Annotated in this window: 15 protein-coding genes; 8 read left to right on the forward strand and 7 right to left on the reverse strand. The window is 58.2% G+C overall.

The window, feature by feature from the left end; genetic code table 11:
• Positions 1–10: 10 nt before the first annotated feature.
• Together AB731_RS06355 and AB731_RS06360 are read right to left on the reverse strand one after the other, a co-directional pair.
• Entirely contained in the window at positions 11–1,162 is a 1,152-nt protein-coding gene (locus AB731_RS06355; protein ID WP_047310199.1) for an OmpA family protein, read from the reverse strand.
• Positions 1,163–1,282: 120 nt separating this feature from the next.
• Positions 1,283–2,365 (reverse strand): PA0069 family radical SAM protein, encoded by a 1,083-nt coding sequence (locus tag AB731_RS06360; protein WP_047093840.1) that lies wholly within the window; start codon positions 2,363–2,365, stop codon positions 1,283–1,285.
• A 28-nt stretch (positions 2,366–2,393) separates the two neighbouring features.
• On the opposite strand from AB731_RS06360, the gene AB731_RS06365 reads away from it, so the two are divergent.
• Positions 2,394–2,753: a VOC family protein gene (locus AB731_RS06365; protein WP_231638871.1), complete on the forward strand. Its 360-nt coding sequence runs from the start codon at positions 2,394–2,396 to the stop codon at positions 2,751–2,753.
• 3 nt (positions 2,754–2,756) lie between these two features.
• Here AB731_RS06365 and moaB read toward each other — a convergent pair whose 3' ends face one another.
• The 3 genes from moaB to AB731_RS06380 are packed head-to-tail and all read right to left on the reverse strand — an operon-like array spanning position 2,757 to position 5,778.
• Positions 2,757–3,284 carry a molybdenum cofactor biosynthesis protein B gene (moaB, locus tag AB731_RS06370; protein WP_047093838.1) on the reverse strand — a complete coding sequence of 176 codons (528 nt, stop codon included), beginning with the start codon at positions 3,282–3,284 and terminating at the stop codon, positions 2,757–2,759.
• On the reverse strand, positions 3,284–5,050 hold the full coding sequence (locus AB731_RS06375; protein WP_231638872.1) for a lytic transglycosylase domain-containing protein: 1,767 nt from the start codon (positions 5,048–5,050) through the stop codon (positions 3,284–3,286). Before AB731_RS06375 ends, moaB begins: the two co-directional genes overlap by 1 nt.
• Positions 5,051–5,052: 2 nt before the next feature.
• Positions 5,053–5,778: a uracil-DNA glycosylase family protein gene (locus AB731_RS06380; RefSeq protein ID WP_047093836.1), complete on the reverse strand. Its 726-nt coding sequence runs from the start codon at positions 5,776–5,778 to the stop codon at positions 5,053–5,055.
• An 86-nt stretch (positions 5,779–5,864) separates the two neighbouring features.
• Between AB731_RS06380 and AB731_RS06385 the strand changes: the two genes are divergently transcribed.
• From AB731_RS06385 to AB731_RS06415, 7 genes are all read left to right on the forward strand, one after another.
• Positions 5,865–7,511 carry an electron transfer flavoprotein-ubiquinone oxidoreductase gene (locus AB731_RS06385; protein ID WP_047093835.1) on the forward strand — a complete coding sequence of 549 codons (1,647 nt, stop codon included), beginning with the start codon at positions 5,865–5,867 and terminating at the stop codon, positions 7,509–7,511.
• A gap of 13 nt (positions 7,512–7,524) precedes the next feature.
• Complete coding sequence (locus AB731_RS06390; protein ID WP_047093834.1) at positions 7,525–8,337, forward strand: 4-(cytidine 5'-diphospho)-2-C-methyl-D-erythritol kinase; 813 nt, start codon at positions 7,525–7,527, stop codon at positions 8,335–8,337.
• The gene (locus tag AB731_RS06395) at positions 8,334–9,062 is read left to right on the forward strand and encodes an N-formylglutamate amidohydrolase (RefSeq protein ID WP_047093833.1); all 729 of its coding nucleotides are present in this window, start codon (positions 8,334–8,336) and stop codon (positions 9,060–9,062) included. Before AB731_RS06390 ends, AB731_RS06395 begins: the two co-directional genes overlap by 4 nt.
• 99 nt (positions 9,063–9,161) lie before the next feature.
• The gene (gene ilvD / locus AB731_RS06400) at positions 9,162–11,027 is read left to right on the forward strand and encodes a dihydroxy-acid dehydratase (protein ID WP_047093832.1); all 1,866 of its coding nucleotides are present in this window, start codon (positions 9,162–9,164) and stop codon (positions 11,025–11,027) included.
• Complete coding sequence (locus AB731_RS06405) at positions 11,024–11,350, forward strand: hypothetical protein (protein ID WP_047093831.1); 327 nt, start codon at positions 11,024–11,026, stop codon at positions 11,348–11,350. Before ilvD ends, AB731_RS06405 begins: the two co-directional genes overlap by 4 nt.
• A 3-nt stretch (positions 11,351–11,353) precedes the next feature.
• The gene (locus AB731_RS06410; RefSeq protein ID WP_047093830.1) at positions 11,354–12,748 is read left to right on the forward strand and encodes a bifunctional ADP-dependent NAD(P)H-hydrate dehydratase/NAD(P)H-hydrate epimerase; all 1,395 of its coding nucleotides are present in this window, start codon (positions 11,354–11,356) and stop codon (positions 12,746–12,748) included.
• Positions 12,745–13,944, forward strand: a complete 1,200-nt coding sequence (locus AB731_RS06415) for a class I SAM-dependent RNA methyltransferase (protein ID WP_047093829.1) — start codon at positions 12,745–12,747, stop codon at positions 13,942–13,944. Before AB731_RS06410 ends, AB731_RS06415 begins: the two co-directional genes overlap by 4 nt.
• Here AB731_RS06415 and AB731_RS06420 read toward each other — a convergent pair.
• Together AB731_RS06420 and AB731_RS06425 are read right to left on the reverse strand one after the other, a co-directional pair.
• Entirely contained in the window at positions 13,903–14,700 is a 798-nt protein-coding gene (locus tag AB731_RS06420; RefSeq protein WP_047093828.1) for a hydrolase 1, exosortase A system-associated, read from the reverse strand. The genes AB731_RS06415 and AB731_RS06420 overlap by 42 nt on opposite strands.
• Entirely contained in the window at positions 14,697–15,374 is a 678-nt protein-coding gene (locus AB731_RS06425) for an alpha/beta hydrolase family protein (RefSeq protein ID WP_047093827.1), read from the reverse strand. The genes AB731_RS06420 and AB731_RS06425 overlap by 4 nt, the downstream gene beginning before the upstream one ends.
• Between the last annotated feature and the right edge of the window lie 2 nt (positions 15,375–15,376).

The following is a 15,376-nucleotide window of genomic DNA, read 5'->3' on the forward strand; positions in this document are numbered from 1 at the left end:
TAGGCTGGACTTACATGCCCGAACCGGGGCCGTAGGTCACTTCAACGCGGCGGTTCTGCAGTTCGCGGACGCCGTCTGCCGTAGCAACGCGTGGCATGCTTTCACCGAAAGCTTCGCTTGCGATGCGAGCAGCTGGAATGCCGCGGCCTGTCAGATAAGACTGAACAGATGCGTTACGACGCTCTGCCAGGCCCATGTTGTAGGTTACGCTGCCCGAACGGTCTGTGTGACCGGCAAGCATGACGCGTGCAGTTCCGCAATCGCCGTAGGCTGTGACAGCGCTGTTAAGCACGGTCGCTGCTTCTGGCGTAATGTCCGACTGATCCCAATCGAAGAATACGATGTAGGGGCCCGTGTTACACTGCGCCTGCGGAGGAGGCGGAGGTGGTGGGGGCGGAGGAGGCGGAGGTGGGGGCGGAGGAGGTGGCGGCGGTGGGGGCGGAGGAGGCGGAGGAGCTTCCGTGCCACCGAAGTTGAAGATGAACGAGCCGAGCACCGAGTGCGTCCGAACGCTTGCGTCAAAGGTACGGCCGACCTGGTCGACGTAGGTACCGCCTTCCACATTGTGGAACTTGTACTTCAGCGAGGCGTCAATGTTGTCGGTTACCGGGCCATAAAGCTGGGCAACTGCCTGCCATGCGAAACGCACGTCATTTTCATCAAGGAAGCCCGGGCCGGTGTCGAATGCACGCACATCATTGAAGCTGGCGTTCGAGATGCCGACGCCGCCACCGATGGCGAAGCCAAAGCTGTCGTTACCGCCAAAATCGAGAAGGGCATTGAGCATGCCGCTCCAGATTTCGCCTTCACCGCCGACGGGTGAGAACGTGCCGAAAGCGAACTGGTCTTCACCACCTGCGCCAACGCTTGCAACGGTTCCGAGGTCTTCGACGTTCAGAACTTCAAGATCAAAGTTCTGGTAAGATCCTTCGACTTCGAAACGAATTGGGCCGGCATCGTAACCAAGCACCGCTTCACCAGTCCAACCGTAATCGCTTTCCAGCGTGGCGGTTTCGATAGTTCCGGTATCGGTTTCGAAATCAATGTCTTCTGCGTCCATAACACCGGCACCAAGGCCGAAGTAGAATTCACCATCACCGGCCAAGGCCGGCGTAGCGATCAGCGCGGTGGCTGATAGGAGCGCGGTAGTGATCTTCCTCATGAGGTTATCCCCTATAATCATACGTTTGCGAATCATTGCACGGCACCAACAGGGCGAAAACCCCATAATGCGACAAAGCCGATACTGCCCTAGCGCAAAAATATGCTCGTTGAACAGCATTTATATCAGACTGAGCTGACCGCCAGTATGGGGCCGGCGAAACTGTGCACAATCCAGTTCAAACTGCTCCGTGTTGATTCCAGCGCGGCGGCAAGCCAGCCGGAAGCGGGAGCGAAAAAGTTCGGCCCAGATGCCATCCGGCTTCATCCGGGAGAAAAACTCCGGATCATTGTCGCGTCCGTTCCGGATAGATTGCACGATGCCCATCACTTTCTTGGCGCGCTGCGGATAGTGAATGTCCAGCCATTCCCGGAATAACGGGCCAACTTCGTGCGGTAGTCGTAAGGGTATCCACCCGCATCTTTTCACCCCGGCCGCGGCGGCGCGCGTGATGATGTCTTCCATAAACTCGTCTGTAATAGCCGGAATGACGGGTGAAATCGAACAATGGGTCGGGATGCCTGCCCTGGCCAGTGTCTCTAGAGCCAGCATGCGCTTTTCCGGTGCTGCTGCTCGCGGCTCCAGCTTGCCCGACAACACGGGGTCGAGCGAAGTTACTGATATTGCAACGGCGACAAGCCGACGTGCCGCCATCTCCGAAAGCAAATCGATATCGTGCAGAACGCGGTCGGATTTGGTTGTAATCGTGACGGGATGACCGGTGTCGTTGCACACTTCCAGAAGTTCTCTGGTGATACGGTAGGTTTGCTCGATCGGCTGGTAGGGGTCTGTATTGGTGCCCATTGCGATGGGCCGAGGGCGGTAATTTGGCCGCGCCAGTGTTTGACGCAGCAACCGCGCTGCATCAGGTTTGGCAAACAGTTTCGTTTCGAAATCCAGTCCGGGCGAAAGATCGTGGTAGGCATGGGTGGGCCGGGCAAAGCAATAGACGCAGCCGTGCTCACACCCGCGATAGGCATTGATAGAGCGATCAAACGGGATATCGGGCGAGCGGTTGAAGCTTATGATCGTTTTGGGATGTTCCTCTGTCACGGTCGTGCGCAATTTGACCGGCGGCCCGTCCAGCGTCTCCATAACGTCTCGCCAGTCACCATCGGTGTGGCGCTGGGCAAGGCCGAACCGATCCGGCACATGTGCGGATTGGGCGCCGCGACCTTTAATAGTTGTGTTTGCTTTGGCCATGAAACAAAAGTAGAACAAAGTTTCTGGAATGCCAAGTAGGAGAGAGCTTGTGCCAAAGCTGGATTATGTCGAACTCCCTGTCGCGACGGCGGAAAATGCCGTCAGGTTTTACAGCGAGGCATTCGGGTGGGACTTCACGAGGTACGGCCCCGGTTACGCATCATATGAAGGAGGGCCAAGCCATCTTGGGCTGGACGGGACTGATGATCCGAAAAAGGCCGCTGCAATTTTGCCAGTTATCAGGGTGGAAAATCTTGAAGATGCCTACTCATCGGTGGTTGCGGCAGGGGGCACTGTCTCGCAGGAAATATTCGCCTTTCCAGGTGGAAGGCGCTTTCACTTCACAGATCCTGACGGACATGAGCTGGGATGTTACCAACCCGCTTGAGCCTCAGCGTTCCTGCAAACGTGGGATAAGCTCGACGAAGTTGCAGGGCCTATGGCGGCTGTCCAGCTGATCGGACAGGATGCGATCCCAACCATCACGCACGGCTCCGTTGGAGCCTGGCAGAGCGAAGATATAAGTGCCGGCAGCAAGTACAGCGCAAGCCCGCGACTGGATCGTCGAGGTTCCTATGGACTCAAGACTTATCCAGCGGAACAGTTCGCCGAAGCCTGGAATATCCTTATCTTTTACCGCCTCAAGCGCCTCTGGCGTCACGTCGCGGCCTGTCAGCCCGGTGCCGCCGGTCGTGATGATTACATCAACCTCTGAATCCGCTATCCATTCGCGCAATTGCGCGGCGATCAATCCGGCGTCGTCTTTCACAATCGTTCGGCGGGAAACCACATGTCCCTTTTGATTGATACGCTCACACAGGATATTCCCCGACGTATCATCTGCGGGCGTGCGCGTATCCGATACAGTCAGAACAGCGATAGTTATGGGGACGAAGGCGAGGCTTTCGTGAATTGGCATCAATTGCCGCCGGTCGACATGTAGACCCGTCCATCGCTCAGGCCTGTACCGTCAGGAAACAGCGGCCAACCGTTCTGCGCCAAAGCCCTGCGGCTAGGCGACGCCGCATTGGCCTGACGTTCGTACATCCAGTAATTGCGCATAACGATGGAAACATAGCCACGCGTTTCCCAATAAGGGATGGCCTCCATATACAGCAGCGGATCGTCAAAATCGCGGATTTCGGTTTCCCAGCGACGGATTGGCGTCATCCCGGCATTATAAGCCGCCATGATGATCGGCAGGCGCTGGCGTGTTGCGGGATCATCGCGCAGCATTTCAAGATTGCGCTGACCGAACGCCAGGTTGATTTCCGGGTCGTAAATATTCACGCTGCTGGCGCTCATCCCTAAAGATGGCGCATGCTGGCGAACGGTAATCGGGGTAATCTGCATCAGGCCTTGCGCATCGGCAGGGCTTGTGGCGTTGGGCCGAAAGGCGCTTTCCTGAAGGATGTGCGCAAAGGCAAGCGCCGGGTCTACGCGCCAGCCATTTGATGGTGCGATTTTGGGCGCGGGAAAGTGGGAAGCCGGGTCTGCGCTGGTGCCGCTGGGCGCATTGAAAGCCATAAACAATTGTGTCTGCGGGAATCCGAGTGATCGGGCGAGGCGAGACAGCGCCGCGTAATCCTGCGGATTGCCTATGCGTGCCTGATGAAGAAGGACCTGGCTGCCAGGTCCGTCACGGCCGATTTCTGCAAGAGCCACGGCGATGCGAACGTTTCTTTCGGCACCAACTGCCTGCCAGTCCTCTTGCGTAAAATCTGCGCTTTCCACGCGGTCGGGCAAGTTGCGCCCAAGCTGCTCCGCAGCCAGCATCCCGTACATGGTACGATCATCGATCGCGGCATCGCTGAGGAGGCGGGTGCTGAGATCGGGTTGCCTGCACCGCAATGCCGCTCGCGCACCCCAATACAACGCGGCAGCGCGCAGGCTTGGGCTGGATGCACCGGCAGCGGTTCGCTGGAAATAGTCGCTTGCGGTCTGGCAATCGTTCAACCGCCATGCGGCAAGACCGGCAACCCAGTCGCCTTCTGCAACCCATGGTCCGCTGCCCGCGCCCACCGTTTGCGCCATTGCCAGCGCTTCTGCATCAAGATTTTCTATAAAAAAGCTGAAGGCAACACGTTGGCGCCATTCGGCTCTTGCCTGACTGCTCAGGCTGGCATCGATTCCGTCAAGCAATTGCCGCGCACCGTAGGGGTCATCATCAGATATGTGCTGCAAGATGGCCGATCGAATGCTGGCAGGCATACTGCCATCGCCGACGGAACTTGGCCGCGTACGGCGAGGCATTGTGCCTTGTGACGTCGTTTGGCGGACATATGGCAGATCTGGTTCACGCTCGGCTCCGCGCGTTACGCTCAGGCGGCCAATCTGTTCTGCCTGCGGCAATTCCTGCCCGCGCCGAAGCCAGTCCAGCAATGCAGGCAGTTCTACGCGTGGTGAATTGGCGTGCAGATAATATTCAGCCCGCGCAAAATCGGTGAGCAGGCCGTCAGGCCGCTGGGCAAGAAGCGTCTCGACATCGGCCCAGCGCTCCCCGTCAATCGCATTGAAAAGGCGGGAGTAATGATCACGCTCCTCAGAGGAGAGCTGCTGCGGCACTTCTTGTGCGTTGATGCGGGCAGTGAAGTAGGTGCGTGTATCCTGCGCCTGCGCCAACAACGGAGCGAAAGCTGCAGCGGCAAGAGCGAGTATGCTGATGCAAGTCTTCATCGATTTCATTGTCAGGCAGTCCATTGAAGCAGTCTGTGCCACAGCCGCGCGCGCTGGCGCGGATGGTCAAGCAGACGGTCAGGGGCAAAAGTGGTGAGCGCAGGAATGTTTGCGATCTCGGTAAAAGATTCGGGCGGTGCAGCAGGATCGTGGCCAAGCATGGCCGGCAATTTGCTGCCAAACAGGATCACGCGCTGTGGCTTTGCCAATTCGATATGGCGTTGCAGTGCTGCGCCAGCGCCTTCGGACAGGAGTCCACCCCAGTCGGGCAGGGTCATATTGCCCGGTATGGCAGAAGCAAAATAGGCCCGGCCCACGTCGATGCCCAGTGCAATGGCAATGTTGTCCAACATCTTGCCCTGCGGGCCGGCTAGCAATCGTTCGCGGTCGTCAACCTCTGGCATGGGCACAAGCAGCATCAGCTGTGCGCCGATTTCTCCGCGCGGGGCAATGCGAGGGGAATGGCCGGAAGGAAGCGGCGTTTCAGGGTCCATCCACCAGCCGCGAAAAGCGGGCATATCCTTAGGAAGATCGATTTCCGGTATTACCGGTTCCGGCGCGACCTTCACGTCACTTTCAGGAGCCTGGGCTGCCGCGTTTTTGTTCGCTGACTCGTGTTCATTAGCAAGAAGGTTTTGAACATCATCTTCAAACAGGCAGTCCACGCCTGCATCGCGCCACCAATCCAGCGTGGCGGAATATTGCTCTGCGAGCGTTAATTGGGGGCGTGTTTCCATCGTATAGACCAACCGCGGTCTTGACCTGCACATGGGCAACGATCAAGTCCTCTTGCAACGGATTATATGCAAAACGGGATAAAGCGATGAGTGAACGGGAATCTATGCCCGTCGACGTGGTTGTTGTCGGCGGCGGTGTTGCCGGTTTGGCGGCAGCCATTCGGTTGAAGCAGGTCAATGAAGAGCTTGAAGTTGTGGTCCTTGAAAAGGGCTCAGAAATCGGCGCGCACATTCTTTCGGGCGCGGTGGTTGATCCCAAATCGCTCGACGAGCTGCTGCCCGACTGGCGCACCATGGATTGCCCGATGGCGGAAACGCCTGTCACGGACAATTGGCACTGGATGCTCAGCAAAGGCGGAAAAGTCAGCGTTCCGCATCTCGCATTGCCGCCCTTCATGTCTAATGATGGGTGCTACACCGGATCGCTCGGCAATCTGACACGCTGGCTTGGTGAGCAAGCCGAAGCGTTGGGCGTCATGGTTTTCCCCGGCTTCCCTGCATCAGAGGTGATGTTCAATGAAGCGGGCGCGGTAACCGGCGTTATTACGCAGGATATGGGCGTTGCTGCAGATGGCAGTCATAAGTCCGATTATCAGCCCGGCATGGAAATCCACGCAAAATACACCCTGTTCGCAGAGGGCGCGCGCGGCAATCTGACCAAGATCATGAAGGAGCGCTTCGATCTTGAGGCGAATTGCCAGCCACAGGTTTATGGCCTTGGAATCAAGGAATTGTGGGATATTGATCCGTCAAAGCATGAACCGGGCCGCGTGATTCACACGCAGGGCTGGCCGCTTTCGGAAAGCGATACGTGGGGCGGCGGGTTCCTGTATCATCAGGCGAACGGTCAGGTCGCGCTCGGTTTCGTGACCGCGCTCGATTATGAAAATCCCTATGTCTCGCCGTTCCAGGAATTCCAGCGGTGGAAGCACCACCCGGCGATCAGTGAATACCTCGAAGGCGGCACCCGCGTTGCTTATGGCGCGCGCGCGATTAACGAAGGCGGGTGGCAGTCTGTACCCAAGCTCGCATTCCCCGGCGGCGCGCTGGTTGGCTGCGCAGCGGGTTTTGTGAACGTGCCGCGAATCAAGGGCAGCCACACCGCCATGAAAAGCGGGATGCTGGCCGCAGAAGCTGTCGCCGTCGCGATTGGCGAAGGCGCAGAGCATACTGAAGTTGCGGAATATGAAGCGAATTTGCGCGAAAGCTGGATCGCGACAGAACTCAAGAAGGTGAAGAACGCGCAGCCATTGGTCGCCAAGTTTGGCGGCGATGTCGGCACAGTTCTGGCTGGCATCGACATGTGGATGCGCCAGCTGAAAATCGGCGTGCTCCCGGCGATGAAGCATCATCGCGATTATACAACAACGCAGCGGGCCGACTTGTTCAAGCCGATCAATTATCCCAAGCCTGACGGGAAGATCAGCTTCGACCGCCTCACCAGCGTATCCTACAGCTTTACCAATCATGCAGAGGACCAGCCTAACCATTTGAAAGTGGCGGATTTGGAATTGCAGCGGGAAAGCGAGTTTGAGATCTTTGCAGGGCCATCCACCCGCTATTGCCCCGCTGGGGTCTATGAATGGCTGATCGAGGAAGGGCAGGAGCCCAAATTCCAGATCAATTCGCAAAACTGCGTCCACTGCAAGACCTGCGATATCAAGGACCCGAACCAGAACATCAACTGGACCACGCCCGAAGGCGGCGGCGGTCCGAACTATCCGAATATGTAAGGGTTTCGCCAGCTTGAAGCTGACCCAAACTGCATACGCCAAGATAAACCTCGCGCTGCACGTCCGGGCGCGGCGGGATGATGGCTTTCATGAGCTTGAGACGCTGTTTGCGTTTGTTGATGCAGGTGATCAGCTTGTTGCGCGCACAGCCAATGCGGATAGTCTGACAACGGTAGGCGAGTTTGCTGGCGCGCTTGATAATCCGTTTGATAACATTGTGATGCGGGCGCTTTCTAAACTTCCGCGTCCGGATGGCTTGGCGATTACTCTGGAGAAAAACCTGCCCGTGGCGGCAGGACTGGGCGGAGGTTCAGCCGATGCTGGCGCGGTATTTCGCATCATACGCGATGCTCACGGATTGCCCGATGACTGGCGAGAGCGCGCGGCGAAATTGGGCGCGGATGTTCCGGCCTGTGTCGAAAGCGTGACCTGCATCGGTCGTGGCACCGGCACGGAACTGGAACCTGTCGAAAGCGACCTGACCGGAATGGCCGTGCTGCTGGTCAATCCGCGGGTTCCGCTGGCGACCGGGCCTGTATTCGAGGCTTGGGACGGAATGGACCGCGAGGCACTGCCTGAAGGACCGGTCAGCAAGATTGCCCGCGAAGGACGCAATGATCTACGCGCTCCGGCAATCTCTTTGTGTCCTGCAATCGCGGACGTATTGCGTGCACTGGCGACGGTTAATCCGTGGATGTGCGAAATGTCCGGATCAGGGGCGACTTGTTTTGCTCTGTTTGAACATGTCGAGGAACGCGATAGAGCGGCCGAGACATTAGCTACCGACCATCCGGACTGGTGGCAGATGAGAGGATTTCTTCGATGAGTGAACCCGTCTTCCGTATGATCGGAGAGGCCAATCGTGGCGGCATTGTCGTCGTTTGCGACCATGCGTCCAATCAGGTGCCAGAAGACATAGAACTTGGCATCTCCGGCCCGGCGCTGGAAAGCCACATTGCCTATGATATCGGCGCATCTGGTGTTTCAGAGCGGTTGGCGCGCCGTCATGGTATGGGGGCAATGTTAGGCAATATCAGTAGATTGGTAATCGACTTTCACAGAGAAGAAGAATCGACAGGCCTCGTGCCAACCACCACTGACGGTATCCTCATTCCAGGTAATATCGGGGCCAATCGAGAGAAGCGCCTGAACGATTATCACCGACCCTATCACAAGGCGCTGGATAAATGGCTGAACGATGTTCAGCCGGGTCTGATCCTGTCGATTCACAGCTTCACACCCAAGCTTGAGAGCAAACCGAAAGAAGAACGTCCGTGGGAAATCGGGCTGCTGTATAATGAGGATGATCGCGGCGCGCGTCATGCAATACGTCTGTTCAGCGAACTTGGTGTCACCGTTGGCGATAACGAGCCGTATTCGGGTAAGGAACTGAACGCGACAATGAACCGCCATGCGGAAGCTCATGGCCGGCCTTATTGCGCGATCGAGATCCGCAATGATCTGATCACGCAGGAACGCGGGCAAGCGCGCTGGGCGGCAATTATTGCGGATGTCGCTGGCAGAGTGAAGCTAGCGATCGAAACCGCCTGATCGTCTCTTCACAGCCTCAAAGCATTTCCTGTTTCGATTTGCGGCGCGATTCCTATAGGAAATATCGAACCCGATCCGAAATTCGCAGGAAAGTTACTCATGCCCGTCTATCGCTCACGCACCTCCACCCATGGCCGCAATATGGCCGGCGCGCGCGGACTGTGGCGCGCAACAGGTATGAAGGATGGCGATTTCGGCAAGCCGATCATCGCGATCGTCAACTCCTTCACCCAGTTCGTGCCGGGCCACGTCCATCTGAAAGACCTAGGCCAGCTGGTTGCGCGTCAGGTTGAGGCGGCGGGCGGCGTTGCCAAGGAATTCAATACGATAGCGGTCGATGATGGAATTGCGATGGGGCATGACGGAATGCTCTATTCACTCCCAAGCCGAGATCTGATTGCCGATAGCGTCGAATATATGGTCAACGCGCATTGCGCCGATGCAATGGTCTGCATTTCCAATTGCGACAAGATAACGCCCGGAATGCTGATGGCAGCGATGCGGCTGAATGTGCCGGTGGTATTCGTATCCGGTGGGCCGATGGAAGCCGGCAAAATTGTCCTGAAAGGCAAGGAAGTCGCGCTCGATCTGGTCGATGCGATGGTTGCCGCAGCCGATGAAAGTTATTCCGACGAGGAAGTGGCGGAGATTGAACGCTCTGCCTGCCCGACCTGCGGCAGCTGTTCCGGTATGTTTACCGCCAATTCGATGAACTGCCTTACCGAAGCGCTGGGACTTTCGCTTCCCGGCAATGGTTCACAGCTCGCCACCCATTCTGACAGGCAGGGCCTGTTCGAGCGCGCAGGCCGCCTCGTCGTGACACTGGCAAAACGGTATTACGAGGAAGATGACGCCAGCGTCCTGCCGCGTTCAATCGCCAGCTTTGAAGCTTTTGAAAACGCTGTCAGCCTGGATATCGCGATGGGCGGCTCCACCAACACGGTGCTGCACCTGTTGGCTGCCGCACATGAGGCTGGGGTCGATTTCACGATGAAGGATATCGACCGGTTGAGCCGCCACGTGCCGTGCCTGTGCAAGGTCGCGCCGGCGAAAAGCGATGTTCATATGGAAGACGTTCACCGCGCGGGCGGGATCATGGCCATTCTGGGCCAATTGGACCGCGCTGGCCTCCTCCACACCGCTTTGCCCACCGTGCACAGCCCGACGATGGGCGACGCGCTGGATGATTGGGACATTTCCCGGAACGCCAATCCCAAAGTGCATGAATTCTACAAAGCCGCGCCTGGCGGCGTACGGACACAGACCGCTTTCAGCCAATCCCGTCGCTGGGACGAGCTTGATCTTGACCGCGAAGGCGGGGTGATCCGCAGCAAGGAACATGCCTTCAGCCAGGATGGCGGTCTGGCGGTGCTTTACGGCAATATCGCGCGTGACGGATGCATTGTGAAAACGGCGGGCGTGGATGACAGCATCCTTACATTCTCCGGCCCTGCAAAGGTATTTGAAAGCCAGGATGCATCAGTCGATGCAATTCTGGCCGGCGAGATTGTTTCGGGCGATGTGGTTGTGATCCGGTACGAAGGTCCGAAAGGCGGGCCGGGCATGCAGGAAATGCTTTATCCCACCAGCTATCTGAAATCGAAGGGCCTTGGTGCGGAATGCGCCTTGCTTACAGACGGCAGATTTTCTGGCGGCACTTCCGGACTGTCCATCGGCCATGTTTCCCCGGAAGCGGGCGAGGGCGGTGAAATCGCTCTGGTAGAACCGGGTGACCGGATCGATATCGACATTCCCAATCGCACGATCAATCTTGCCATATCGGATGAGGAATTTGCCCGTCGCCGTGCGGTGATGGAGGCGAAAGGTGATGCAGCCTGGGAGCCTGAAGAGCACCGGGAGCGCAAGGTTTCGCCTGCCTTGCAAGCCTATGCTGCAATGACCACGAGCGCTGCCCGCGGTGCGGTTCGCGATGTCTCGCAGATAACCGGAAAACGCAGATCATGAAGCGACTGATCCTGATCTTGCCGCTATCGCTTGCCGCCTGTCTGGATGGCGGGGACGAAACTGCTGGAACCAGTGTCGAATGCGCACTTTCCGGTGCCGCGGGTTTCGCTGCCGATTGCACGATGGAGCGCGGGGAAGTTGACGGCCAGCGCCTGCTCACCGTGCGCCATCCCGATGGCGGTTTTCGCAGGTTTGAACTTGGCGTACCCGGGCGCGGTATTGTGACGGCCGATGGTGTGGAACAGGCAAATGTCGAACGGGGTAACGGCTTGATCGAGGTTCGTGTCGGCTCTGACAGATATCGCCTCCCTGTGGCTGAATAGGCCATGAAACCGCTTTGCCAGATACTCTCCACTGCGCAAATGCGAGCCGCAGAAGATGCGCTTGTTCAAGCAAGCGACAGCGTTGAAACCTTGATGGAGCGCGCCGGGACAGGCGCAGCAGAGTGGATCTGGCGGATGGCGGCCGGTCGATCCGTCACCGTATTATGCGGCCCGGGAAACAACGGCGGGGATGGCTACGTCATCGCGCGGGCCCTGCAGGAACGCGGTCTGCATGTGGATGTGATCGCTCCTATCGCGCCCAAGACTGACGCTGCCCGAACGGCTCGAGCCCGTTGGGCTGGAGAGCCTGTGGAGCATGCAGACAATTGCATATTCGTAGATTGCCTGTTTGGAACGGGGCTTGGCAGGCCGATCGCGGATGACTTGCTGGTCTTGCTGCGCGAATTGGCACTGGCTCACCATTATTGCATTGCCGTTGATCTGCCCAGTGGGGTCGATAGCGACAATGGTGAGATGCTGAATGAAGCTCTGCCCAATTATGACCTTACGATAGCGCTGGGTGCGTGGAAATTCGCCCATTGGCTGGTTCCGGCAATGGTTCAAATGGGTGCAAAGCGGCTGGTCGATATCGGCATACAGCCTGGTCGCGATACAGCGCGGGTTTCTATTCCTCCGGTTTTCAAGGCGCCGGACCGGACTGCGCATAAATATTCACGTGGCTTACTGGCGGTGGTGGCTGGCGAAATGCATGGCGCCGCGATCCTTGCAGCCAAAGCCGCGCAGCACGGCGGTGCGGGATATGTGAAGATTTTTGCGGGCGAAGGGGATGATATGGCCACTCATCCGCCTGACCTGGTGGTTGATTGCGGATCGCTCTTCAACCCCGCTCCCGATCACCGGATTGATGCATTTCTGGTGGGTCCGGGACTTGGGCGAAGTGCGGAAGCGCGGGCGCGGCTTGATTGGGTCTTGTCTTGCGATTTACCAACCGTCTGTGATGCAGATGCGCTGGTTTTGCTGGAGCCTCGCATGCTCGAAAAGCGCGACTGTCCGATCATTGTGACGCCGCATGCCGGCGAGCTTGAAGTCTTGGCGAATGTATTCGGGGCGGTCGGACTAGACAGGGCAGAGCAGGCCATTGAACTGGCTGAGGGAATAGAGGGCGTCCTGGTGGCGAAAGGCCCTGACACTATGATCGCTGCGCCGGGCGCGCCGCTTGTTATCATGCCGTCCGCTACAAGCTGGCTGAGCACAGCGGGCACGGGTGATATCCTGGCAGGATTGATTGCCAGCAGGCTTGCAACGGGTATGGCTGCGCACGATGCTGCGGAACAGGGATGTTGGTTGCATGCACAGTCCGCGCGCAGAGCCGGTTCAGCCTTTTCGGCTTCTGATTTGAACGATTATATTTCAGATGCTTACGGAGAATTCATGTGAGTGCATCTGAAGAAATCATCCGCATTGCCGCGAAGGGCGACGGAGTGACCGCAGAAGGGCAGCATGTCGCCTTTGCTGCACCGGGAGATACGGTGCTGCCTGATGGCAGTCTTATGCAAGGCCCGCATCACGCCGCACCGCCGTGTCGCCATTTCGGCAAATGCGGCGGTTGCCAATTGCAGCACTGCGACGAGGAAACGCTGGCGCAGTTCGTATCCGACCGCGTTACCCATGCAGCCGCAGGGCAGGGCCTTAATCCGCAGTTGATAGCGCCGCCTGCCATGTCACCGCCGCATTCGCGTCGCCGTGCCAGTCTTCGCGCGATCAATGGTGGTGGTCGTCCTTCGATCGGCTTTAACGCCGCAGGGTCGCACAATCTGGTCAATTTGAGTGAATGCCATGTTCTCGCACCTGAACTGTTCGCTTTGATCGAGCCGCTGAGGAAGTACTTCGCGCCGCTTAAGCGCAAATATTCGATCGACATCGATCTGGCGAAGACTGATCAGGGTGTTGATTGCGGCCTAAAGGGCTTCATGCCTGATGGGCTGGAGCAGACCGAAAACCTGCTGGATTTCTGTCGTGATAATGGCCTTGCGCGCCTGACCCTAGATGCCGGTTATGGCGCGGAGGGCTTTTGGGAGCCAGAGCCTGTAACCGTAACGCTGGGCGGTATTCCGGTGGCCTATCCGGCAGGTGCATTTCTTCAGGCGACGGCTCACGGAGAAGCGGCGCTGGTTGGTGCGGCGCGTGAATGGCTGGGCAATTGCGAGCATGTGGCAGACCTGTTTTCAGGCCTCGGCACGTTTGCCCTGGCACTTGGGCGAGGGCGAAAGGTACTGGCGGTGGAAGCAGATCGGGCGGCTGTGCTCGCATGTCGCAGCGCGGCCAATCCTGCGCGTCTTCCGGTGGAAACGAGCCACCGCGACCTGTTCCGCAACCCCCTGCGTCCCGACGAATTAAGCCAGTTCGACGGCGTTCTCCTCGATCCTCCACGGGCAGGTGCGCGCACTCAGATTGAGCAAATCGCAGCAAGTGGAATTGGCCGCGTTGTTTACATCAGCTGCAACCCTTCCAGCTGGTCGCGCGATTGCACGATGCTTCGCGATGCGGGTTATGTTTTGCAGGAATTGCGCCCGGTGGGGCAGTTTCGCTGGTCAACCCATGTCGAGCTGGCGAGCCTGTTCGTTAAGGGCTGACAGGATCTGATCGAGAAGCCACGCGCTGTCTTCTCCCTTTGAGAAGGCGTGGTCGGCCTCGGCTCTGACTTCGACGTTATCGCCGCCTTGCCAAACCGCCCGAAAGGCCTGACCAGTGCGATCACGCCCTGCAATCAGATAGCGCACCTGACCGTCATACGAGGCCATGGCGTTTGCCATGTCTTCCACCAGGCTGGATGGTGGTGCGCTGGACTTTAGAGCCGTTCGCACTCCGCTTGCCAGCTTTTTGAGTGATACTCCGCCTCGCAAGAAACGCAGTGCCTCACCCGGGTCCCTCAACTTGGCAACATAACGGGCGCGAATGGCCTCGGGCGGCATGACGCCAGATTGATCGTCCTCGAAAGTCCAAGGATTGGCCAAAACCAACGCATCGTAGCCCCCGCCGGCATTCAGCATCAGCGCGGTGGCGGCATCGCAATTGCCATACGCGATGATTCGCTGGATATGCGGTGAGTTTTCGCGAAAGGCGGCGATCGCGGCGGCAAGATCATGCTCCGCACTGTGAAAGCCACTGTTGCTGCCGCTGCTGTCGCCCACGCCGCGCCTGTCGAAACGGAAAACCGGATATCCTGCCGAAGCAACGCGGGCCGCCAGTGTCGCCAGGCCCGAGAAAGCACCGCTGCGGATTTCGTTTCCGCCAGTGACGATCAGCAGTCCGGAGTGTTCGTCACCTTCATCAAGGGTTCCGATCAGCGTGTCTTCCGCGCAAGGAAATGGGATATGTCGCCGGGTCATCCGATTTGCCCTACAACAAGCTCAGCCAGGGCGTCGGCCTGCTCATCATCACGTTCCGGCTCTGCGCGTAGCCATAATGCAGGCCCACCGATTTCGGCTTGCGTTATTATATGCTGGAAGGTGCCCGTTTGCGGTTCCGCTGCTTCGAGCCCGGTGAACAATTCAGCGCTGAGCTGCCAGCCTGCAAGCGCAATACCATCGGTTCGCGCGATCTTTTCCAGGTCTGCCATCACCTCTGCCTTGCCCGCCTCACGTGCAGCGATAGTGCGCGCTCTAAGCATGGCGCGCAGCTGTTTGGCACCGGTCAGCGGCGCGTATTGCCATCCGGGAAGCTCTGGCGGAGCTAACAGCGCGCCAGCTCGCCAAGCAAGAACATGTGTGCACCCGAGCAATTCCGCTGCAGCATGGATTGCGGCACGCCATCCTGACAGGGTCACGTCTTCCAGCGGTACCAGACTTTCGTTGCAGCCCGGAAGATCGGCAAGAACGGAATCAAACCCCGCACGGTCAAGGCAGCGCATTACCGCGACTATCTGCGCGCGCAGCTTGTTATGTTCGTCAAACAAAGGAGGTATCATCAGGACATTGGCCCCGCGATCCTTCGTGAAAGCCAATGCCAGTTCGTGGGACACGCCGCCGCCGGACAGTGGGCAGGGCCATGTGCGTGTCAACATCG

Source organism: Aurantiacibacter marinus (assembly GCF_001021555.1).
Taxonomy (GTDB): Bacteria; Pseudomonadota; Alphaproteobacteria; order Sphingomonadales; family Sphingomonadaceae; genus Alteraurantiacibacter; species Alteraurantiacibacter marinus.